The sequence below is a fragment of the Streptomyces sp. RKAG337 genome (assembly GCF_023701715.1).
GTDB lineage: Bacteria > Actinomycetota > Actinomycetes > Streptomycetales > Streptomycetaceae > Actinacidiphila.
The window spans coordinates 5,658,566-5,678,951 of record NZ_JAJOZA010000001.1 but is presented as its reverse complement, the minus strand read 5'-3'; the positions used below and the strand labels follow the sequence as shown (position 1 = coordinate 5,678,951).

The following is a 20,386-nucleotide window of genomic DNA, read 5'->3' as shown; positions in this document are numbered from 1 at the left end:
TCGTCCGTGCACCGTCGATCAAGCTGTCGAGCACGTTGTCGATCAGGAGGCCCTGTGTCCGTCCAACGACCCGACCCCGCCCGCGATGCGGCCGCCGTGCAGGCAGCCACCGAACGGCTGATCGAGGCGGTCGCGGCGCTTCCCGCCGCCGCGGTCGCCGAGCCCTCGCTGCTGCCCGGCTGGACCCGCGGCCACGTCCTGGCCCACCTCGCCCGCAACGCCGACTCGCTCGTCAACCTCCTCACCTGGGCGCGCACCGGCGAGGAGACCCCGCAGTACATCAGCACCGAGGTCCGCGACAAGGACATCGCCGACGGCGCGGGCCGCCCGCTCGCCGAGCACCTCGACGATCTGCGGAGCTCCGCCGAGCGCTTCGCGCTGGCCACCGGGGAGATTCCGCCGCAGGCCTGGGCCACCCAGGTCCGGATGCGGTCCGGCAAGGTGATCGCCGCGGCCGAGATCCCGTGGCGGCGGCTCGTCGAGATCAACTTCCACCAGGTGGATCTCGGAATCGGCTGCGGCTTCGACGATCTGCCGGCGGACTTCACCGGGCGGCAGCTCGAGGCGCTCCTCGACGGCCTCTCCGGTCACGAGGGCGTCGCCGCCGTGCGGCTGCACGACACCGGCAGCGGATCCTCCTGGGACCTCGGCGCCGCCACCGAGCCGGAGCTCACCGTCAGCGGCACCGGCAACGCCCTGCTGGCCTGGGTCAGCGGCCGCGCCAAGGGCGACGGCCTGACCACCGCCCCGGACCACCCGCTGCCCGTCCTCCCACCGCTCATCTGACGCCATTGACCTGGGCGCCATTAACCTGGGCGGCATGCCCTATAACGGAGAAGTGAAGGTCGGCGGCGCGCCGGACGTGCACGAGCTCACCGACCTCATCATCACCAAGGTCGCGGTCGGCCCGATGAACAACAACGCGTACCTACTGCGCTGCCGGGACTCCGGCGACCAACTGCTGATCGACGCGGCCGCCGAGCCCCGGACGCTGCTCGGCCTGATCGGTGACGACGGAATCGCCTCCGTCGTCACCACCCACCAGCACGGCGACCACTGGGGCGCCCTCGCCGAGGTCAAGGCCGCCACCGGCGCGCGCACCTACGCCGGGCGCTACGACGCGGAGGGCATCCCGGTCCCCACCGACGTGCTGGTCGAGGACGGCGACACCATCCAGGTCGGGCGGATCGAACTGACCGCCCGCCACCTGGTCGGCCACACCCCCGGCAGCATCGCCCTCGTCTACGACGACCCGCACGGCCACCCGCACCTGTGGACCGGCGACTGCCTCTTCCCCGGCGGCGTCGGCAACACCCACGACGACCCCGAGGCCTTCACCCGCCTCCTGGGCGACGTGACCACCAAGCTCTTCGACGCCCTCCCCGACGAGACCTGGGTCTACCCGGGCCACGGCAACGACACCTCCCTCGGCACCGAGCGCCCGCACCTCGCGGAGTGGCGCAAGCGCGGCTGGTGATCCGGCGGGGCCGCCCGGCAACGTGGCGGGCGTTCTACGGCTGGTGGCACCAGGTCCGGGCGATGTCGGCGTCCTTCCCTCACCGCACCGCCACGATTACGGTGCGCAACGGAACAACTACGCGCAGGACCGGCGACCCAGGAGGCCCCGTGAAGCTGACCTTCATCGGAACCACGTCCGACGACGGCGACTGCCCGACGCTGTACGCAACCGAGACCGGCGACATCGTCGTCCAAGGCGACCGTCTCATCGACCCCGAAGCCCTCGCGCAACTCCGGGACGTCAAGGATTCGGAGACGTTCGTCGTCATCCCGCGCGAGCTGCTCGTCCGCTTTGCCCCCAAGGAGTAGCCGGCGTGCCCGACATCATTCCCTTCCGTGAGGTCGCCCATCTGTTCACCGAGTTCAAGGACTCGGCTTGGCGGCTGGAAACGCAGCACGGGTACGCCTCCGACCGGGGCGGCCCGAAGTGGGAACGCTGGCAGCGGGGCGAAACTCTCGGCTACGACCCGGGGCACGCGTGGCACGCCAACGTCCGGGCGCAGACCCGCGAGGGCAGGCATTTCGAGCGGGTGCGGGTCGTCGACAGCCCGCCCACCGAGGGGCAACGGTTCCTGCTCGCCAGCGGCCTGGGCAACGTCGAGGCCGGCGAGGACATCCGGAACATGTGGCGGGCGGATGCCGAACGACTGGCGCTGCCGGGGTACGACTTCTGGCTCTTCGACTCCCGCACGGTCGCTCGGTTCCACTTCGACGAGGAGCAGCGCACGGTGGGCGTGGAGCTGCTGGAGGATCCGGCCAGTGTCGTAGCGGCCTGCCGGATCCGTGATGCTGCATGGCATCACGCAGTACCCACCGCCGAGTTCAGCGCGCGGGTACGTTCCATCGGGTGAGCACCGATTTCCAGAACGCCCGGATCTCCCTCGGCGTGCGGCTGCGAGAGCTGCGCGTCGAGGCCGGGCTGACCGCGCGGGCGGTGTCCCTGACCTGCGGGTGGCAGCCCTCGAAGCTGTCCAAGCTGGAGAACGGCAAGCAGACGCTGTCGCTGGCCGACGTCGAGGCGTTCGTAACCGCCGTGGGCCGTCCGGACCTAGCCCCGGAACTGTCCGGCCGGGTGCGGGGCATGGAGACCCGCTACCGGTCGTGGCGCCGGCAGCTGGCCGGCGGTCACCGCTCCCGCCAGGAAGCCGGGATCCGCGAGACCGAGCAGACCCGGATGATCCGGGCGTTCGAGGTCGCCCGCATCCCCGGCCTGCTGCAGACCGCGGAGTACGCCCGCAGCCTGTTCATCCTCAACGCGGAGTTCCGACAGACGCCCCGGGACACCGAGGCTGCGGTACGCACCCGCCTGCGCCGCCAGGAAGCCCTGTACGAGCCCGGAAAGGCCTTCCGATTCCTCGTCTCCGAGGCAGCTCTGCGGACCCTCGTATGCCCGCCGGAGACGATGCGCGGGCAGCTCGACCGACTGGCGGGTCTCGCCGGAATCGACACGGTGAAGCTGGGGATCATTCCGTTCGGTGTGCCGATGCGCCGCACACCGGCGCACGGGTTCTGGATCTACGACGAGCGGCTCGTCATCGTCGAGAACATCAACGCGGAACTGTGGCTCGACGAGGCCGACGACATCGCCTTGTACGTCCGGGCCTGGGAATGGCTCGACGAGGCCGCGGTGTACGGGCCGGCCGCCCAGCGGCTCATCGCCCGAGCGCGCGCCGCCCTGGACACTGCATGAGCAACACCCAGCAACCCTCCCTGTAGCCGGAGCAACACCGAGCAACTCCCGGGAATTGCAGCAACGAAGCTCCCTACCGTCTCGGATATGAGCACTGGTGGCGCCACCAACACCGAGACATCCCAGCCGTCGGCCATCGACCCGAAGCGGCTCACCGTCGACCAGCTCCGGGGCTTGGACTGCGCGTACTGCGCTGCCCGCCTTTACCGGGCCCGGCTCATCGACGTCGTGCGCGTCGGCGAAGGGGTGCACACAGATGACGTCCAGCTGTACGCCTGCCCGGCAACGGGTCGGCCCCATCTCGGTATTTCACTACCGCGACAGAACGTCCGGACGGTCGTTCTACGGCTGGTCGATCGCCATCTCGTAGGCGACTTCCCAGCGCACGTCCGGGACCGTGATGTCCGCCGTCTCGACGGGCCGGCCTTCGGTGTCGTAGTAGGTGCGCTCGATCTCCAGCAGCATGTCGCCGACGGAGATCCCGAGCAGGTTCGCCTGCTCCTGCGTAGCCCGTGCCGGACGCGGAACCTCGACGGCCGTCTCGATGAGGACGCCGATGCTCCGCATCCTTTCCACGACGCCGGCGCCGGCGAGCGGCCCCATCTCCGGCAGCACGACCGGGGTGCCGTCCGTGATCGCCATCGGTTCCCATGACTGCGACACCTGGACCGGCAGGCCGTCGGCAAGGAACTCGTACCGGGTGTGGACGGTCAAGTCGCCGGGCTGGATCGCCAAGCGCTGCGCGATGCCCTCAGGCGCGGGAACCCGGGCTTGGGAGTGCGACTCCCAACTGCCGTCCCGGCCCTGCTCCTTCATGTCAGCACGGAAGGGCGAGCCTCCGCGACGCTCACGATGGCGGGAGCGCACCATGCGCAGTCGCTCGCGAGGCTGGCGGACGTAGGTACCGGATCCGGCGCGACCTTCGAGAACGCCCTCGATGATCAGGCGTTCCATCGCGCGCTGCAGAACGTTGCGGCCGGTGTCGTAGTGCTCAGCGAGCTGGGCGCGGGACGGCAGCTTCTCGCCGACGGCCCACTCACCAGCCTTGATACGACGGCGCAGGTCATCTGCGACGTGCAGGTAGGGCGCCTCTCGCGGCATGCGGCTCTCCGTGCTGCCCCGGTATGTCGGAGCGGGCTGTACGGCTGCTGATGACATTGACAAGCTACTCCATCAGGTTCAAGCCAATGAAGTGGCACCACTCACCGTGATCACGCGTTCACCAGGGGGATACCTGTGCGCGCAAGGGTTTCGCACATCGCCGCCCGACTTCTTGCAGCCACCGGCGGCAAAGAGGTTGCGCACACCCGGCTTCCCGGTGGAGCCATCCGCCTGGAGGTAGTTGTGCCCGAGGACATCAGCGCGGCTGGTCGGAGCGCGGTACTCGCCGCGCTCGCCGACGCCGACGGCTATGGGCATGGCCGCACCGACGACGAACAGTACGTGTGGGCAACCATCGACAAGGAAGACCGGCCATGACCGACACCAAGGAGCAGGCACCCACGCCGCCCACCCACATGTCCGGGCACTGCCGGACCGCCTGCCCCGCCAGCCCCGGCCAGCAGCCCGGACCGGCCGCCGCGTTCCTGCACGAGCGCTGCACCCTTGCGGCCTGCGCCTGCCCGAGCCACCGGGGGGCCGTCCGATGAGGGAGCCCTTCGTCGGCTGGTGCCTGTTCTGCACGTTGGAGCTCGACGAGGACACGTATGTGACTGTCGGCTTCAAGGAGGCCGCGTCGGGTCCTGGCTGGCCGATGTACGCCTGTGGGTCCTGCGTCGTCGCCTACCGAGTGATCCCGTTGCCGGAACACCCTGCGGATACCACCGGCAGCCTCCGCTTCCGCGACCGCGAGCCGTTCGCGCCTCGAACCCGCTGAGCTCCCGCAGGCCCTAGGAGCGCCGCCTCATTCGTTGGCCCACTTCGCCCGCGTCCGTCTCCCACCAGGGGCGGGTCATTTCCGGGACGGCGGGGGCGGGCTCGTGGGCGGACGCGGGCGTCGTCGTGGTCGCGGGCTTTGCTGGGGCTGCCGGGAGGAGCTCCAGGTCCAGGCGGGCGTCGAGTTCGGCGGTTTTGGCTCGGTCCGTGCGCCACCACTGGGCGAAGACCGCGATCAGGAAGGGCAGTCCGACCAGTTCGGCGAGGGTGAGCATCAGGCCGCCGCCGATCAGCTGGTCCTGCTGGAGGGTCGGGCCCCAGGTGCGGGGCTGGGAGGCGTACCAGTGGCCGGCGACCAGGGTGCCGCTGGTCATGACGACGATGCCGGGGAGGGAGTCGAAGAGGCCGTCGAGGAAGACCAGGGCGGCCCGGACCGGGTGGGTGCACCAGCGGGGCAGCAGTTCCTGGTGGGTGAGCATCGGCAGGACGAACAGGCAGCCGGTCAGCAGCAGCTGGAGATGCATCAGCTGGCGGACGGCGTCATGGCGCAGCGCCGTCTCGAAGTAGGGCGTGAAGTAGATCGTCAGCTCGGAGCCGAGTACCGCCGCCGAGCTGACCAGCGGATACGTCAGCAGGCGCACCACCCGGCCGGTCAGGACGCCGTGCAGCGGGCCGTCCGGGGCCGCCAGGGCCAGTGGGTCGCCGAGGGCCAGGCCCAGGGGGGCGATCAGGTCCAGCACGATGTTCTGCACGGCGGCGGGCCAGAACAGCACCCGCCCGTAGACCGCCAGGCCGGACATCGTGGCGACCACGATCGCACCCAGGCCGAGCACGAGGAACGCCGTGGTCCGTGCGGCCGGCCAGCGGCCGCCGGCGCGACGGTGCCGCCGCACGCCCGCCACGTAGAACCCGCCCAGCAGGACCACGGCGGCGAGCGCCACGCCGTCCAGCTGCCAGGCGCCGAGGAACGTGGACACCGTCAGTTCCGGCAGAGCCGCCGCCGTGGTGCCGAGCGCAGCAGCCATGTCGTCCTCGTCCTCGCATCCGTCCGGTCCCGGCGGCCAACGCTAGACCTGCCGGGGTGGACGGATGCGAGCAGGGCCCGGCGTGTCGCTGCCGGGCCCCGCCCACCGCGCGTTACGCGTCGATGCTGTTCTTCTCGGCAGCCTCGGCCGCCTCGGCCGCCGCCTGCTTCTTGGAGGCGAACAGGCTGGTGACGGTGGTGACCGCGAGCACGGCCACGATGACGCCGAGCGAGACGGGGATGGAGATCTCCGGGACGTTCACCCCGGACTCGTGCATCGCGTGCAGGACCAGCTTCACGCCGATGAAGCCGAGGATGACCGACAGCCCGTACGAGAGGTGGACCAGCTTCTTGAGCAGTCCGCCGATCAGGAAGTACAGCTGTCGCAGACCCATCAGCGCGAAGGCGTTGGCCGTGAACACGATGTACGGGTCCTGGGTGAGGCCGAAGATCGCCGGGATGGAGTCGAGCGCGAACAGGACGTCCGTGGTGCCGATCGCCAGCATGACGACGAGCATCGGCGTCATCAGGCGCTTGCCGTTCTCGACGATGAACAGCTTCGTGCCGTGGTACTTGTCGGTGGACGGGACGCGCTTCTCGACGAGCTTGAGGAGCTTGTTCTCCTCGAACTCCTCGTCCTCGGGATCGGCCAGCGCCTCCTTGATCAGCTTCCAGGCGGTCCAGATCAGGAACGCGCCGAAGATGTAGAAGACCCAGGAGAAGTTGGCGATGATCGCGGCGCCGCCGGCGATGAAGACGGCGCGCAGCACCAGCGCGATGAGGACGCCGACGAGCAGCACCCGCTGCTGGTACTTCGTCGGCACCGCGAACTTCGACATGATCAGGACGAAGACGAAGAGGTTGTCGACGCTCAGCGACTTCTCGGTGATGAACCCCGCGAAGAACTCGCCCGCGGGCTGACCGCCCGCGAAGAGTGCCAGGCCGAGCCCGAACAGCGCGGCGAGGACGATCCAGACGACCGTCCAGATGCCCGCTTCCTTGATGGTGACGTCGTGCGGCTTGCGTCCGATGAGGAAGTCGACGGCGATCAGGGCACACAGACCCGCGATGGTCAGTGCCCACATGGTCAAGGAAACATCCACTGCGCCTCCGGTAGTTCACTACGAACAGTGAACGGTACCGGAATGCCCAAGAGAAGGCAAAGGTAAGGTCAAAATCCCAGGTTAGCGGCCATATGCCTGCCGAGCAGCCGCGACCTGACGGAGGACCTGGGGCACCACGTGACTACCCGGAGGCACGAGCAGCGGCTCATATGTCCAGGCATGGCCGACCCAGGGGTCCGCGAGATGGTCCTCGGGGTCGGGGTGAGCCGCATCAGGGACCGCCACAGCGGGTCGAGGACCGGGCCGTACGCCCGCGCGTCGTCCCGGTCGGCCACCATCAGCAGGTGCACACCGACCGACGGGCCCTCGTCGGCGAGGTAGCGCAGCTGGTTGACGGTGCGGTCGTCGAAGCCGTACGGGAAGTCGTTGACGATCAGCAGCTGCTCGGCGGTGTCCAGGTCCACCGGCAGCGAGTCCGGGGCGCCGGCCCGCATGGCCATCTGCACCAGGTCCACCCGCTCGGTCATCCTGCCGATCAGCGCCGCCACTCCGGCCGCGCCGGCAACGGGCGGCATCCGCAGGGTGCCCGACTCGGTCAGCGGGGTGAGCGCGGCGCTGCCGGTGCCGGCCGGGTCGATGACGTGCACCGAGAAGTCACCGGCCGGGTACGAGGCGAGCAGCCGGGCCGCGATGGTGACCGCGATCTCCATGGCCAGCCGCCGGTCCTGCGAGCTGTCGATCCACAGACCGCGCTCCAGCGGCAGTCTGACCAGCAGCGGGATCCGCAGTTCCGGGGTCTCGGGCAGATGCAGATTGCCGAGCCTGGCGGCCATCGGCACCTCCATCGGCACCGTGTAGCCGTGCCAGACCGGGCTCTCCCAGCCGGCGTACGGCGGCGGCAGCGCCGGTTCGACGACCTCGGACTCGGCGCGCAGCTGCGCCAGGTCGCGGTCGAGGACGGCACGGGCCTGGTCCATGAGGTCGGTCTGCTTGGCGCGGGCCTGGTCCCGGGCGGCGTCGGCGGCCGGACCGACGCGGGTGCGCGGGTCGGCCAGCAGCCGGTCCAGTTCCTGGTCCAGCCGGGACTCGGCGAAGTCGACCGCGCTGCGGTAGGCGGCGGTGGTGCGGGCCAGGTCCTCGAACATGCCCCAGACCTGGTTGTAGAGCCGCTCCTCCATCGTCCAGCCGCTGGCGTCACCGGCGACGGGCTGCGGGGCGCTCCCCGGGGGCGTGGCGTCCGCCGGCCGGCCGGGCGGCAGGTCCGGGGTCTGCGGGGCGGTGTGCCGCCGGGGGTGCTGGTAGCTGACCGGGCCGCCGGGGGTCGCCCCCGCGGACGACGACGCCGGGGATCCGGACTGCGGCCGGGGCGGCGGGGTGACCGAGCGGGCCAGCCCCTTCGCCACCGCGTCATGGATGCCAGCGGCGAGCCCGGCCGCCTCCGGAACTCCCTGGTCGAGCAGCATGGCGGCCAGGCCGCCCGCGTACCCCTGACCGACGGCGCGGACCTTCCACCCGCCCTGCCTGCGGTAGAGCTCGACGGCGACGACCGCGGTCTCCGGGCCGAGCCCGGTGATGGTGAATCCCGCGACCTCCGCCCCGTCCAGCGTGGTGACCGCGACATGCGGTGCGGCCACCACGCCGAAGGAGGCCGGAACACCGGCCGCGGTGGGGAGTGCGAGCAGCACATGGACCCGGTGGACGTCCTCGGAGAGGGCGCCCAGGTCCACCGCGAGCCGGTGGGAGGCGGCGGCCTGCTGGGACACTTCGAGGCCGGGCAGCTGCGGCGACCCGGGGTGGGCGATCCACTCCGTGCCGCTCACCCGCCCCTGCTCGTCACCAAGGGTGGCCACGGCCACCACCGGCGTGCCCGCCGTCACCCGGATCTCCAGACGGCCGGCGCCCTCGGGCCCGGCCGGGAGCGGATGATTCTGTCCCCGGACCAGCTCGGCAGCCATGCCGCCACCCCCCATTGGTGTTGTACGCGTCGTGCGTGTGCAGCTGTCGTGCGTGCGCTGCCGTCGTGCGTGTGCAGCTGTCGTGCGTGCGCTGCCGTCGTGCGTGTGCAGCTGTCGTGCGTGTGCTGCCGTTGTTCTCGTGATGCTGCTGTTCTCGTCGTGCCGTTGTTCCGTGGTGCTGTGGATCCGTGGTGCTGTGGATCCGTGGTGCTGTCGATCCGTGGTGCTGGGCGCCTGTGGAGTCAGAGCGCCGGCAGGATCGACGGCATCAGGTCCTGGAACGTACGGCCGGCGGCCGGCGTACCGATGGCGGTCATCGACCAGCCGCTGCCCGCGCGCTGCACCTTCGCCATGATCTGCGCGGTGTACTGCCCGCCACCGGTCAGGGTGTAGCGGGCCAGCTCCTGGCCGTTGGTCTCGTCGACGAGCCGGCAGAACGCGTTCTGCACCTCGGCGAAGGTCTGCCCGGTGAACGAGTTCACCGTGAAGACGATCTGGTCGATGTGGACCGGCACCCGCTGCAGGTCCACCAGGATCGACTCGTCGTCGCCACCCTGGCCGGCGCCGCCGACCACGTTGTCGCCGGTGTGCCGGACGGAACCGTCGTCGCTGACCAGGTGCCGGAAGAACACCACGTCCACCGGCTGCTTGTCGGCGAAGAGCACCGCCGAGGCGTCGAGGTCGATCTCCCGGGTGCGGCTGCCGAACAGTCCGCGGCGGGGCGCGGCCTGCCAGCCGAGCCCCATCCGAACGGCCGTCAGCGTCCCCCCGTCGGACTTGGTAAGGCTGATCTGCTGGCCCTTGGTCATGTTGACCGTCACGCGCTGTCCCCTCTCACCCGTCACCGGACTGTGTGCGGTTGCCCCGCACCCTAACAAGACGCCGGGACAGCGCACCTCGGTTCACCCCAGGGCAGGGTCTGTCCGGCGGATCAGCGGCTAGGGCCTGTCCGGTCGATCATGGGCGGCCCAGGCGTCGTCTGGTGCGGTGCCTCGCAAGGCGCCGGAGCGCCCGCATACCGGTTGTATTCGGGCGTTTCGGCAACGCCGCGAGGGGCCGTGCCAGGCGGCGAAGGGGTCGTTCGTGATCGGCCGGACAGGCCCTAGGCGATACCGGCCTCGCGCATCTGCCGCAGTTCCTTCTTCAAGTCGCCCAGCTCGTCACGGAGTCGGCCCGCGATCTCGAACTTCAGCTCGGCCGCCGCGGCGTGCATCTGCGCGGTGAGCTCGGCGATCAGGTCCGCCAACTCCTCGGCGGGCAGGCTCTGGGCCACCCGCTTGCCGCCCCCCTTGGACGACAGTCCCGGCACCGGGGCCTTGCCGCGCGAGCGCTGCCTGCCGGAGCCCAGCAGCTCCTCGGTGTCCGCGTCCTCGCGGGCGAACGAGTCGAGAATGCCCGCGATCTTCTTGCGGAGCGGCTGCGGGTCGATGCCGTGTTCGGTGTTGTAGGCGACCTGCTTCTCACGGCGCCGGTTGGTCTCGTCGATGGCCTGCGCCATCGCGGGAGTGATCGTGTCGGCGTACATGTGGACCTCGCCGGACACGTTTCGGGCCGCCCGGCCGATGGTCTGGATCAGGGAGGTGCCCGAGCGCAGGAAGCCCTGCTTGTCCGCGTCCAGGATCGCCACCAGCGACACCTCGGGGAGGTCCAGGCCCTCACGGAGCAGGTTGATGCCGATCAGCACGTCGTACTCGCCGGCCCGCAGTTCGCTCAGCAGCTCCATCCGGCGCAGCGTGTCGATGTCGCTGTGCAGGTACCGCACCTGGATGCCGAGTTCCAGCATGTAGTCGGTGAGGTCCTCGGACATCTTCTTGGTGAGGGTGGTGACCAGCACCCGCTCGTTCCGCTCCGTGCGCAGCCGGATCTCGTGCACCAGATCGTCGATCTGCCCCTCGGTGGGCTTGACGATGACCTGCGGGTCGACCAGTCCGGTCGGGCGGATGATCTGCTCGACCGCGCCGTCGCCGCGCGACAGTTCGTACTTGCCGGGGGTCGCCGACAGGTAGACGGTCTGGCCGATGCGCTCCAGGAACTCCTCCCACTTCAGCGGGCGGTTGTCCATCGCGGACGGCAGCCGGAATCCATGGTCGACCAGGGTGCGCTTACGGGAGGCGTCGCCCTCGTACATGGCGCCGATCTGCGGCACGGTGACATGCGACTCGTCGATGACCAGGAGGAAGTCCTCCGGGAAGTAGTCGATGAGGGTGTTCGGGGCGGTGCCCGCCTCACGGCCGTCCATGTGCCGTGAGTAGTTCTCGATCCCGGAGCAGCTGCCGATCTGCCGCATCATCTCGATGTCGTACGTGGTCCGCATGCGCAGCCGCTGGGCCTCCAGCAGCTTGCCCTGCTTCTCCATCGTCGCAAGGGTCGTCTCCAGCTCCTTCTCGATCCCCGCGACGGCGCGCTCCATGCGTTCCGGCCCCGCGACGTAGTGGGTCGCCGGGAAGACGTACATCTCCCGGTCGTCGCTGATCACCTCGCCGGTGAGCGGGTGGAGGGTGGACATCGCCTCGATCTCGTCACCGAACATCTCGATGCGGACGGCGAGCTCCTCGTAGACCGGGAAGATCTCGATGGTGTCGCCCCGGACCCGGAAGGTGCCCCGCTGGAACGCCAGGTCGTTGCGGGTGTACTGGATGTCCACGAACTTGCGCAGCAGCGTGTCGCGGTCGATCGTGTCACCGACCCGGAGCCGCACCATGCGGTCGACGTACTCCTGCGGGGTGCCCAGGCCGTAGATGCAGGAGACCGACGCGACGACGATGACGTCGCGACGGGTCAGCAGGGAATTGGTGGTGGAGTGGCGGAGCCGCTCGACCTCCTCGTTGATCGAGGAGTCCTTCTCGATGTAGGTGTCCGTCTGGGGGACGTAAGCCTCGGGCTGGTAGTAGTCGTAGTACGACACGAAGTACTCGACGGCGTTGTTCGGCAGCAGCTCGCGGAACTCGTTCGCGAGCTGCGCCGCGAGGGTCTTGTTGGGCGCCATGACGAGCGTCGGGCGCTGGAGCCGTTCGATCATCCACGCCGTGGTCGCCGACTTTCCGGTGCCGGTCGCGCCGAGGAGGACGACATCCTTCTCACCTGCGCGGATACGCCGCTCCAGCTCCTCGATGGCGGCCGGCTGGTCACCATTGGGCTGGAAGGGGCTGACGACCTCGAAGGGCGCCACAGTACGTTCGATGTCTGATACGGGCCGCATGGAACCACCGTACGGCCCAGCACTGACAAACCACGGGGATCACCGTGGGCGACGGCCGTGGGCGGGCTCGCGGACCGGCTCGTAGCGGGGCTGCTGGACCCCGGGCGGGTCCAGCGCCACCACGACCCCGGCCAGGAACAGGAACACCACCGGGCCGATCAGGACGGGCGCCAGGATCGCGGCGGGCGAGGCGCCGCCCAGGCCGCCGGCGATCCCCGAGTCGTGCAGGTGCACCCGGAGCGCGGCCATGCCCGTGTAATGCATGCCGGTGACCGCGACGCCCATGATGACGCTGGCCCCCATGCTCGCGGCGAAGCCCTTGACCGAGACCGCGGCCCACAGCGCCGCGGTGGCCGCCGCCACCGCGATGCCGATCGACAGGTACACCGTTCCGGTGTTGTAGGAGAGGTCCGCGTTCAGCTTCATCCCGGCCATGCCCAGGTAGTGCATGGCGGCCACCCCGACGCCGGTGATCGCGCCGGCGGCGAGCAGGACCGGTGCGCCGCGGCCGAAGAACCCGACCAGGAAGACGCCGGCGCCGACCACCGCGATGGCCACCCCGAGGCTCAGGAAGGTGATCGACTTGTCGTAGTTGATCTCCAGCTGGTCGACGGTGAACCCCATCATGGCGATGAAGTGCATCGTCCAGATGCCCGAGCCGATGGAGACGGCGCCCAGGGCGAGCCAGCCGGCCCGCCGGGACCGCTCCATCACGAGCGCCCGGACCGTGCAGCGCAGTCCGAGAGCGGCTCCCAGGCAAGCCATGACGTAGGCCACCACGGGGGTGATCCAGCCGTACGTGAATCCGTTGACCGTTCCGTACATGCCGTCCACGGCGGGCCTTTCCGGCGCATCGAGTTGGCACACGATAGGACGGCCCGGCGAACATCTGACCGAGTTTCAGATTCCCTTTACCGACCCGTGATCCGGGTGCACGGTGACGCGGTCCAGCGGCCCGTGCGGCCCCGAGCCGAGCGCCGCCCGAAGTGCCGCCACGACCTGCGCCGGACTCGTCGTCAGTGCCTCCGGAGGCACCCGGACGACCCGGAGGCCGCACGTGTCCAACGGGTTGGTGCCGGCCGCCGGTCCGATCACCAGGGCCACCCCCTCGCGCGCCCAGTAGGCGTCCGGCGATGCCAGGAACACACCGTCCAGGCGGAGTTCGGGCCGCCACAGCGGCGGCCGCGACCCCGAGAGCGCGACGAGCGAACGCACCTGGCCGCCCATCGGGCGGCGGACCCGTCCCGGCAACGCCAGCTCCCGCAGCGCCTCGTCGATCCCGGGCTTGCGGGACAGCGACGCGGTGCGCAGCTCGCCCGCCAGCTCGGCCGGGTCGATCCCGCGGTCCCACACCAGCTCGCGGAGCACGGCCCGCACCCAGTCCGGGTCGCACGACGCCCGGACCCCGTCCCCCGCGGCGCGCACCAGGGGCGCGACGGGCAGCTCGTCCACCAGCTCGGGGCCGGGAAGGGTGCGCGCATGGTGGACCCGCACCCAGGTGTGCGTCCTGAGCGCCCGCCCGGCCGGCACCAGGACGTCGACCACCCGCACCTCGGCCGGGACCAGGACCTCACGCATCCCGTGCAGGGCCAGCGCCGCGATCCCCGTCAGCTGCGCCTGCGCCGCCGGGTACCCGGCGTAGGCCAGGGCCGCCCGGCAGCGCTGCCAGGCGGACAGCGCGCCGCGCCGCAGCACCACCACCCTCGGCAGCACCCGCTGCCACGGCCCGCCCGGCCCGCAGCGCTTGCGCAGCGCCACCTCCGACACCCCGATGCCGGACAGCTGGCCGACCGTGACCACCTGCCGCTGGTCACGGGCGAGAATGCGCAGGGCCTGGGCAAAGTCGTTTCGCGTCATGACGGCCCCCTCCCCCACCCGAACCGCTCAACTACCCGCTGTGACAAGGCTGTCGAAGAGTGGCACCCGCCCGAGTGATCGCTGCGGCCCCGGCTGACGGACCCGGCCGGCGAACCCGGCTCATGAGGCAGGTGCAGGAGGCCGACGCAGAAGGCCGGCGCAGGAGATCGGCTCCCGGCCCGTTGTCAGTGGCCCGGCATACGCTGGCGGTATGACGAACACCGAGCAGCACGAGGTGGCGGAGCGGCCCGCCACGGTGGCCTGGACGCGGCTGGACACCCCGATCGGCCCGCTGCTGCTCGCCGCGACCGCCCAGGGGCTGGTCAGCGTCGTCTTCCGGGCCGACGACGAGGTGACGGAGGCCTTCCTGGAGCGGCTGGGGCGCCGGCTGGGCGCGGAGCCGGTCGAGGAGTCCGGGGAGTCGGGGCGGCTCGCCCCCGCCGTCCGCCAGCTGCGGGCGTACTTCGCCGGCGAGCTGCGCGACTTCACCCTCGATCTGGACTGGTCGCTGACCGCCGGCTTCAACCGCCGTGTCCAGCGGGAGCTCGCCACCGGCGTGCCGTACGGCTCGGTCGTCGGCTACCAGGACCTCGCCGACCGCGTCGGCGAACCGGGCGCCGCCCGTGCCGTGGGCACCGCCATGGGAGCCAATCCGCTGCCGCTCGTCGTCCCGTGCCACCGCGTCGTGGAGAGCAACGGGGGCATAGGCGGCTTCGGCGGCGGCCTGGAGATCAAGCGGACGCTGCTGGCCCTGGAGGGCGTGCTCCCGCCGCCCCTGTTCTGACGGCGCGGAGCGGACCACGGGACCACCGGGCGGCGCCGTCACCCGGTCAGTAGTGGCGGCAGCCCGGGTCCGGGGCGTCGACCGACAGCGCGTCGCCCTCGGGCAGGAGATACGTGACGTACAGGACGACCGGCACCGTGCCGAGGTTCTGCCCGTTGTGCACCTTGCGGGCGCCGTCCGGCTCGATGAACGACTGGCCGGCGCTGCTGCGCACCACCGAGCAGTCGGCCAGCGTCCTGGTCAGCGTGCCCGACTGGACGACGGCGATCAGCGGCCCCTGGTGGTAATGCCAGCCGGTCTCACCGCCGGGCGCGATGGTGACCGTACGCACCACGACGTCCGTACGCCCCTGGGTCCTGATCTTCAGTCCCTCGGCGGAGGTGCCCTTGGCCAGAACCGTGGCCGTCACCCCGCTGCCCGGTGTCGCCAGGGCGCCGGACGGCACCAGTCCCAGTGCCACCACACATGCGGCCACCGCCGCCGCTCTGCGGATCCGGCTCCAGCGCCTGCTGCTGTCCATGTGCGGGGTCCCTCCGGAACGGTTCAGGGAGCGTCGAAACGAGCCGCCTCAACATAGTCCGGCCGCGGGTCCAGAGCGGCGGCCAGCCGGAAGTGTCGCATTGCTTCATCCGGACGGTTGGCACGCTGCAGGGTCCGGGCGAGCGCGAAGTGCGCGAACGCGTTGTCGGGTTCCCGTTCCAGCACTATCTGGAACTCGAGCTCGGCCGGGCGCAGTTGGGCGGCGGCGAAGAAGGCTCGGGCCCGCAGCAGGCGCGCGGCGGTGTTCTCCGGGTGGGCGGTGATGACCGAGTCCAGCAGCTTCACCGCTCCGCGCGGGTCGCGGGCTTCCAACAACTGCTCCGCGGCACGGAAATCGATGACGTGGGTCTCGGGGGTCTGCTCGGGCACGGCCGCCTCCCTTCCATGGCTGGGGTGACGACTGATCGTCGGCACAGACATACCCAACGCGGTCCCCCGCAATCACATTCCAGGCGGTCCCACCCGGGGCGGCGCTAGGGCGCGAGGCGGTCGCGCAGCTGCTGCCAGACCCGTTTGACCTGGGGTTCGAGCGCCTCCAGCGGGCCGTCGTTGTCCAGCACGACATCGGCGATGGCGAGCCGCTGCTCGCGGGTGGCCTGTGCCGCCATCCGCGACCGGGCCTCGCCCTCGTCCATGCCGCGCAGCCGCACCAGGCGGTCAAGTTGGGTGGCGGGGGACGCGTCCACCACCACGACGAGGTCGTAGAGCTCGGCGAGCGCGTTCTCGGTGAGCAGCGGGACGTCATGGATCACGATGTCGTCCGGGCCCGCGGCGCCCTCCAGCTCGGCGGACCGGCGGCCCACGAGCGGATGCACGATCGCGTTCAGTGCCTGCAGCCTGGCGGGGTCGGCGAAGACGATCGATCCCAGCCCGGGGCGGTCGAGCGCCCCGTCGGGAGTGAGGATCTCCGTGCCGAACTCGGCCACCACGGCGGCCAGCCCCGGCGATCCGGGCTCCACGACCTCCCGGGCGATCTTGTCCGCGTCCACCACGACCGCCCCGTACGACGCGAGCAGCCGTGACACTTCGCTCTTGCCGGCGCCGATTCCGCCGGTCAGGCCCACCTTCAGCATGGCGTCAGCCTAGGGCCTGCCCAGCAGGACAGGCCCTAGGGTCTGTCGTCAGCTTCCGTCGTCCTCGCGGTCCGCGAGGAACCGTTCGAACTCGGCCCCGAGGTCGTCGGCCGACGGCAGGTCGACCGGCTCGGCGATGAGGTTCTCCCGGGTCATCGAACCGGCCACCGCGTCGTACTGGCTCTCCAGCCCGCGGACGACCGAGACCAGCTCGCCGTCGCCCTCGGCGACCTGGCGGTCGATCTCGCCGCGGACCGTGTGCGCCTCGGCGCGCAGCGCGTGCGCCACCTCGGGCAGGACCAGGCCGGTGGCGGCGGTGATCGCCTCGAGTACGGCGAGCGCCGCGTCCGGGTACGGGGAACGCGACAGATAGTGCGGCACGTGGGCGGCGACGCCCAGGACGTCACGGCCCGCCTCGGCAAGCCGGAGCTCGATGAGGGATTCGGCGCTGCCGGGCACCGTCGCCTCGTCGAACCAGCTGCGGTGGCCGGGCATCAGGTCCACCCGGTTGCCGTGCGGGGTCAGCCCGACCGGGCGGGTGTGCGGAACGCCCATCGGAATGCCGTGGAAGTTGATGGCCAGCCGCACCCCGAGCCGCTCGACGACCTGCAGCACGGCCGCGGCGAAGCGCTCCCACTCCACGTCCGGCTCGGAGCCGGTCAGCAGCAGGAAGGGCGTCTCCGTGGTGTCACGGACCAGGTAGAGAGCGATCTCCGGTGCCTCGTACCCCGACCAGTGGTCGCGCTCGAAGAGCATCAGGGGCCGGCGCGCGCGGTAGTCGACCAGCCGGTCGGCGTCGAACCTGGCCACCAGCTGGTTGTCGAGGCGGTCCAGCAGCTGCTCCGAGATCTGCTCGCCGGTGTCCCCCGCGTCGATGTACCCCTCCAGGTGGTACAGCAGAACGGGGCCGGTCTCCCCGACCGCCTCGTCCACGGCCTCGGCACCGCCCGGCACGAATTCGTACAGCCCCTGCGGATCCAGCACTGTGATCGTTCCTCCTCGTTCTTCCTCCTCGGAAACGTGCGAGGAGCTGGGAGCATTCCCGCATCCGGGCCCGCTTCACCCCCTGACAACGCGGAAGGCCCGCTCCCCTCTCGGGGAACGGGCCTTCCGTCCGTACGGCTACCTGCAGGTCAGAGCGTCAGCTCTGGCCGCCGGCCAGCTTCTCGCGGAGCGCGGCCAGTGCCTCGTCCGACGCCAGGGCGCCGGAGTTGTCGTCCGACTCCGAGGAGTAGGAACCGCCGCCACCGAGACCGGCGGAGCTGGCGGGACCGGCGGGAGCCGCAGCACCCTCGGCCTCCGCCTTCTCGTCGGCCTCGCGGGACTTGATGACCTGGGCCTGGTGCTGCTCGAAGCGGGTCTGGGCCGTGGCGTACTGGCCTTCCCACGCCTCGCGCTGGGTCTCGAAGCCCTCGAGCCAGTCGTTGGTCTCGGGGTCGAAGCCCTCGGGGTAGATGTAGTTCCCCTGGTCGTCGTACGACGCGGCCATGCCGTACAGGGTCGGGTCGAACTCGACCGTGGCCGGGTCGGCACCGAAGGCCTCGTTGGCCTGCTTCAGCGAGAGGCTGATGCGGCGGCGCTCGAGGTCGATGTCGATGACCTTGACGAAGATCTCGTCGTTGACCTGGACGACCTGCTCCGGGATCTCCACGTGGCGCTCGGCCAGCTCGGAGATGTGGACCAGGCCCTCGATGCCCTCGTCGACGCGCACGAACGCACCGAACGGAACGAGCTTGGTGACCTTACCGGGAACGACCTGGCCGATCTGGTGCGTCCGGGCGAACTGCTGCCACGGGTCTTCCTGCGTCGCCTTCAGCGACAGGGAGACGCGCTCGCGGTCCATGTCCACGTCGAGAACCTCGACGGTGACTTCCTGGCCGACCTCGACAACCTCGGAGGGGTGGTCGATGTGCTTCCAGGACAGCTCGGAGACGTGCACGAGACCGTCGACGCCGCCGAGGTCCACGAACGCACCGAAGTTGACGATCGAGGAAACGACGCCGGAGCGGACCTGGCCCTTCTGCAGGGTCGTGAGGAAGGTCTGACGGACCTCGCTCTGGGTCTGCTCGAGCCAGGCACGGCGGGACAGGACCACGTTGTTGCGGTTCTTGTCCAGCTCGATGATCTTGGCTTCGAGCTCCTTGCCCACGTACGGCTGGAGGTCGCGGACGCGACGCATCTCGACGAGCGAGGCGGGCAGGAAGCCGCGGAGGCCGATGTCGAGGATGAGACCACCCTTGACGACCTCGATGACGGTACCGGTGACGATCCCGTCTTCTTCCTTGATCTTCTCGATGGTGCCCCAGGCACGCTCGTACTGAGCGCGCTTCTTCGAGAGGATCAGGCGGCCTTCCTTGTCCTCCTTCTGGAGAACAAGGGCTTCGATCTCGTCGCCGACCTTGACGACCTCATTGGGGTCGACGTCGTGCTTGATCGAAAGCTCGCGGGACGGGATGACGCCCTCGGTCTTGTAACCGATGTCGAGCAGGACCTCGTCCCGGTCGACCTTTACGATCACGCCTTCGACGATGTCGCCGTCGTTGAAGTACTTGATCGTCGCATCGATCGCTGCGAGGAAGTCTTCCTCGGAGCCGATGTCGTTGACCGCCACCTGCGGGGTGGTGCGCGTTGCCTCGGTGCTGCTCGTCATATGGGGAAGGACTCCGGTACGGACAGAAGTTGTAGGTACTGCTACGCCAGGACCCGTTATCGCACAGCCGAAGCCGGACAGCCTTGAGTCAGACCTTCCAAATGATTCGGAGAGTCGCCTCAAGGACCGAGGGGATACAAGCCAGTGCGAGCGCAACCTGCTACGTCTGAGGTGCGCAGGCCCGCAGCGCAACTTGTAGCATACGGGGGCAGCCGGACACGGTCAATGCGCGAAGGGCCCACCTGGGGCAGAACAGCCCATACCCGGCGCAAGTCCCCCCGTCACAGGTCCAACCAGAGAGTACGACGACAACCGCGATGAGCCAAGGACCCGAACCAGAAGCCACCCGGCGTACCGCAGGCGTCACGGAAAGCAGCCGGGCCAACCGGGGCTGGTGGGACCGGAACGCGGACGAGTACCAGGTCGAGCACGGAGCCTTCCTCGGCGACGGGAACTTCGTCTGGGGGCCGGAGGGACTGGACGAGTCCGACGCCGGACTGCTCGGCCCCGCCGCCGAACTCGCGGGCCTGTCGGTGCTGGAGATCGGCGCCGGCGCCGCGCAGTGTTCGCGCTGGCTGGCCGCGCGCGGCGCGCGCCCCGTCGCCCTCGACCTCTCCCACCGGCAGCTGCAGCACGCGCGCCGGATCGACGAGGAGGCGGCGGACGGCGGCTTCCCGCTCGTCCAGGCCGACGCCGGGACGCTGCCGTTCGCGGCCGCCTCGTTCGACCTGGCGTGCTCGGCGTACGGCGCGCTCCCCTTCGTCGCCGACCCCGAACGCGTGCAGCGCGAGGTGCACCGGGTGCTGCGGCCGGGCGGGCGCTGGGTCTTCTCCGTCACCCACCCGATCCGCTGGGCCTTCCCCGACGAGCCGGGCCCCGAGGGGCTGACCGCGGTCTCCTCCTACTTCGACCGCACCCCGTACGTCGAGCAGGACGAGCGCGGGCTCGCCGAGTACGTCGAGCACCACCGGACCCTCGGCGACCGGGTGCGGGAGATCGCCGCGGCCGGCTTCCGGCTGGTGGATCTCGTCGAGCCGCGGTGGCCGGAGTGGAACACCCAGGAGTGGGGCGGCTGGTCGCCGCTGCGCGGCGGGATCCTGCCGGGGACCGCGATCTTCGTGTGCGTGCGGGACTGACGGCGGCCCCCGCCGCCGGAC

The 20,386-nt window shown here is 70.3% G+C and carries 21 protein-coding genes and 1 pseudogene; 9 read left to right on the top strand and 13 right to left on the bottom strand.

Features of this window, described 5'->3' with window-relative positions:
- Positions 1 to 54 precede the first annotated feature (54 nt).
- From LNW73_RS25195 to LNW73_RS25175, 5 genes are all read left to right on the top strand, one after another.
- A complete protein-coding gene (locus tag LNW73_RS25195) occupies positions 55 to 786 on the top strand; it encodes a maleylpyruvate isomerase family mycothiol-dependent enzyme (RefSeq protein ID WP_250991478.1) in 732 nt (243 codons plus the stop codon).
- A 34-nt stretch (positions 787 to 820) separates the two neighbouring features.
- Positions 821 to 1,477: an MBL fold metallo-hydrolase gene (locus LNW73_RS25190; RefSeq protein WP_250991477.1), complete on the top strand. Its 657-nt coding sequence runs from the start codon at positions 821 to 823 to the stop codon at positions 1,475 to 1,477.
- 149 nt (positions 1,478 to 1,626) lie between these two features.
- On the top strand, positions 1,627 to 1,827 hold the full coding sequence (locus tag LNW73_RS25185) for a hypothetical protein (RefSeq protein WP_250991476.1): 201 nt from the start codon (positions 1,627 to 1,629) through the stop codon (positions 1,825 to 1,827).
- A gap of 5 nt (positions 1,828 to 1,832) precedes the next feature.
- A complete protein-coding gene (locus LNW73_RS25180) occupies positions 1,833 to 2,369 on the top strand; it encodes a DUF6879 family protein (RefSeq protein ID WP_250991475.1) in 537 nt (178 codons plus the stop codon).
- A complete protein-coding gene (locus LNW73_RS25175) occupies positions 2,366 to 3,208 on the top strand; it encodes a helix-turn-helix domain-containing protein (protein WP_250991474.1) in 843 nt (280 codons plus the stop codon). Before LNW73_RS25180 ends, LNW73_RS25175 begins: the two co-directional genes overlap by 4 nt.
- A 342-nt stretch (positions 3,209 to 3,550) precedes the next feature.
- On the opposite strand, the gene LNW73_RS25170 is transcribed toward LNW73_RS25175, so the two are convergent.
- On the bottom strand, positions 3,551 to 4,309 hold the full coding sequence (locus tag LNW73_RS25170; protein ID WP_250991473.1) for a GntR family transcriptional regulator: 759 nt from the start codon (positions 4,307 to 4,309) through the stop codon (positions 3,551 to 3,553).
- 243 nt (positions 4,310 to 4,552) lie between these two features.
- Here LNW73_RS25170 and LNW73_RS36065 point away from each other — a divergent pair, with 243 nt between their 5' ends.
- A complete protein-coding gene (locus tag LNW73_RS36065) occupies positions 4,553 to 4,687 on the top strand; it encodes a hypothetical protein (protein ID WP_285391593.1) in 135 nt (44 codons plus the stop codon).
- Positions 4,684 to 4,857: a hypothetical protein gene (locus LNW73_RS25165; RefSeq protein ID WP_250991472.1), complete on the top strand. Its 174-nt coding sequence runs from the start codon at positions 4,684 to 4,686 to the stop codon at positions 4,855 to 4,857. Before LNW73_RS36065 ends, LNW73_RS25165 begins: the two co-directional genes overlap by 4 nt.
- Positions 4,858 to 5,097: 240 nt before the next feature.
- Here LNW73_RS25165 and LNW73_RS25160 read toward each other — a convergent pair whose 3' ends face one another.
- The 7 genes and pseudogenes from LNW73_RS25160 to LNW73_RS25130 all read right to left on the bottom strand — a co-directional run bounded on the left by LNW73_RS25160 (position 5,098) and on the right by LNW73_RS25130 (position 14,182).
- A complete protein-coding gene (locus tag LNW73_RS25160; protein ID WP_250991471.1) occupies positions 5,098 to 6,108 on the bottom strand; it encodes a cytochrome c oxidase assembly protein in 1,011 nt (336 codons plus the stop codon).
- A gap of 112 nt (positions 6,109 to 6,220) precedes the next feature.
- Complete coding sequence (locus LNW73_RS25155) at positions 6,221 to 7,210, bottom strand: TerC family protein (RefSeq protein WP_250991470.1); 990 nt, start codon at positions 7,208 to 7,210, stop codon at positions 6,221 to 6,223.
- An 81-nt stretch (positions 7,211 to 7,291) separates the two neighbouring features.
- Positions 7,292 to 9,126 (bottom strand): annotated as a pseudogene (locus tag LNW73_RS25150) (TerD family protein).
- A gap of 242 nt (positions 9,127 to 9,368) precedes the next feature.
- On the bottom strand, positions 9,369 to 9,947 hold the full coding sequence (locus LNW73_RS25145; protein WP_138356309.1) for a TerD family protein: 579 nt from the start codon (positions 9,945 to 9,947) through the stop codon (positions 9,369 to 9,371).
- Between the two features lie 281 nt (positions 9,948 to 10,228).
- A complete protein-coding gene (gene uvrB, locus LNW73_RS25140; RefSeq protein ID WP_250991469.1) occupies positions 10,229 to 12,325 on the bottom strand; it encodes an excinuclease ABC subunit UvrB in 2,097 nt (698 codons plus the stop codon).
- 39 nt (positions 12,326 to 12,364) lie between these two features.
- Entirely contained in the window at positions 12,365 to 13,150 is a 786-nt protein-coding gene (locus LNW73_RS25135) for an MHYT domain-containing protein (protein ID WP_250993032.1), read from the bottom strand.
- A 75-nt stretch (positions 13,151 to 13,225) separates the two neighbouring features.
- The gene (locus tag LNW73_RS25130; protein ID WP_250991468.1) at positions 13,226 to 14,182 is read right to left on the bottom strand and encodes a hypothetical protein; all 957 of its coding nucleotides are present in this window, start codon (positions 14,180 to 14,182) and stop codon (positions 13,226 to 13,228) included.
- A 211-nt stretch (positions 14,183 to 14,393) separates the two neighbouring features.
- Here LNW73_RS25130 and LNW73_RS25125 point away from each other — a divergent pair, with 211 nt between their 5' ends.
- A complete protein-coding gene (locus tag LNW73_RS25125) occupies positions 14,394 to 14,966 on the top strand; it encodes a methylated-DNA--[protein]-cysteine S-methyltransferase (RefSeq protein WP_250991467.1) in 573 nt (190 codons plus the stop codon).
- Between the two features lie 46 nt (positions 14,967 to 15,012).
- On the opposite strand, the gene LNW73_RS25120 is transcribed toward LNW73_RS25125, so the two are convergent.
- From LNW73_RS25120 to rpsA, 5 genes are all read right to left on the bottom strand, one after another.
- Positions 15,013 to 15,486: a cupin domain-containing protein gene (locus LNW73_RS25120; RefSeq protein ID WP_250975353.1), complete on the bottom strand. Its 474-nt coding sequence runs from the start codon at positions 15,484 to 15,486 to the stop codon at positions 15,013 to 15,015.
- Positions 15,487 to 15,509: 23 nt separating this feature from the next.
- Positions 15,510 to 15,875, bottom strand: coding sequence for a tetratricopeptide repeat protein (locus LNW73_RS25115; RefSeq protein ID WP_250975354.1), 366 nt, complete (start codon positions 15,873 to 15,875; stop codon positions 15,510 to 15,512).
- Between the two features lie 104 nt (positions 15,876 to 15,979).
- On the bottom strand, positions 15,980 to 16,579 hold the full coding sequence (gene coaE / locus LNW73_RS25110) for a dephospho-CoA kinase (RefSeq protein ID WP_250991466.1): 600 nt from the start codon (positions 16,577 to 16,579) through the stop codon (positions 15,980 to 15,982).
- 48 nt (positions 16,580 to 16,627) lie between these two features.
- Positions 16,628 to 17,563, bottom strand: coding sequence for a PAC2 family protein (locus LNW73_RS25105; protein ID WP_164298497.1), 936 nt, complete (start codon positions 17,561 to 17,563; stop codon positions 16,628 to 16,630).
- 157 nt (positions 17,564 to 17,720) lie between these two features.
- The gene (gene rpsA / locus LNW73_RS25100; RefSeq protein ID WP_250975356.1) at positions 17,721 to 19,229 is read right to left on the bottom strand and encodes a 30S ribosomal protein S1; all 1,509 of its coding nucleotides are present in this window, start codon (positions 19,227 to 19,229) and stop codon (positions 17,721 to 17,723) included.
- A gap of 317 nt (positions 19,230 to 19,546) precedes the next feature.
- On the opposite strand from rpsA, the gene LNW73_RS25095 reads away from it, so the two are divergent.
- A complete protein-coding gene (locus tag LNW73_RS25095; protein ID WP_250991465.1) occupies positions 19,547 to 20,365 on the top strand; it encodes a class I SAM-dependent methyltransferase in 819 nt (272 codons plus the stop codon).
- The last annotated feature ends 21 nt before the right edge of the window (positions 20,366 to 20,386 follow it).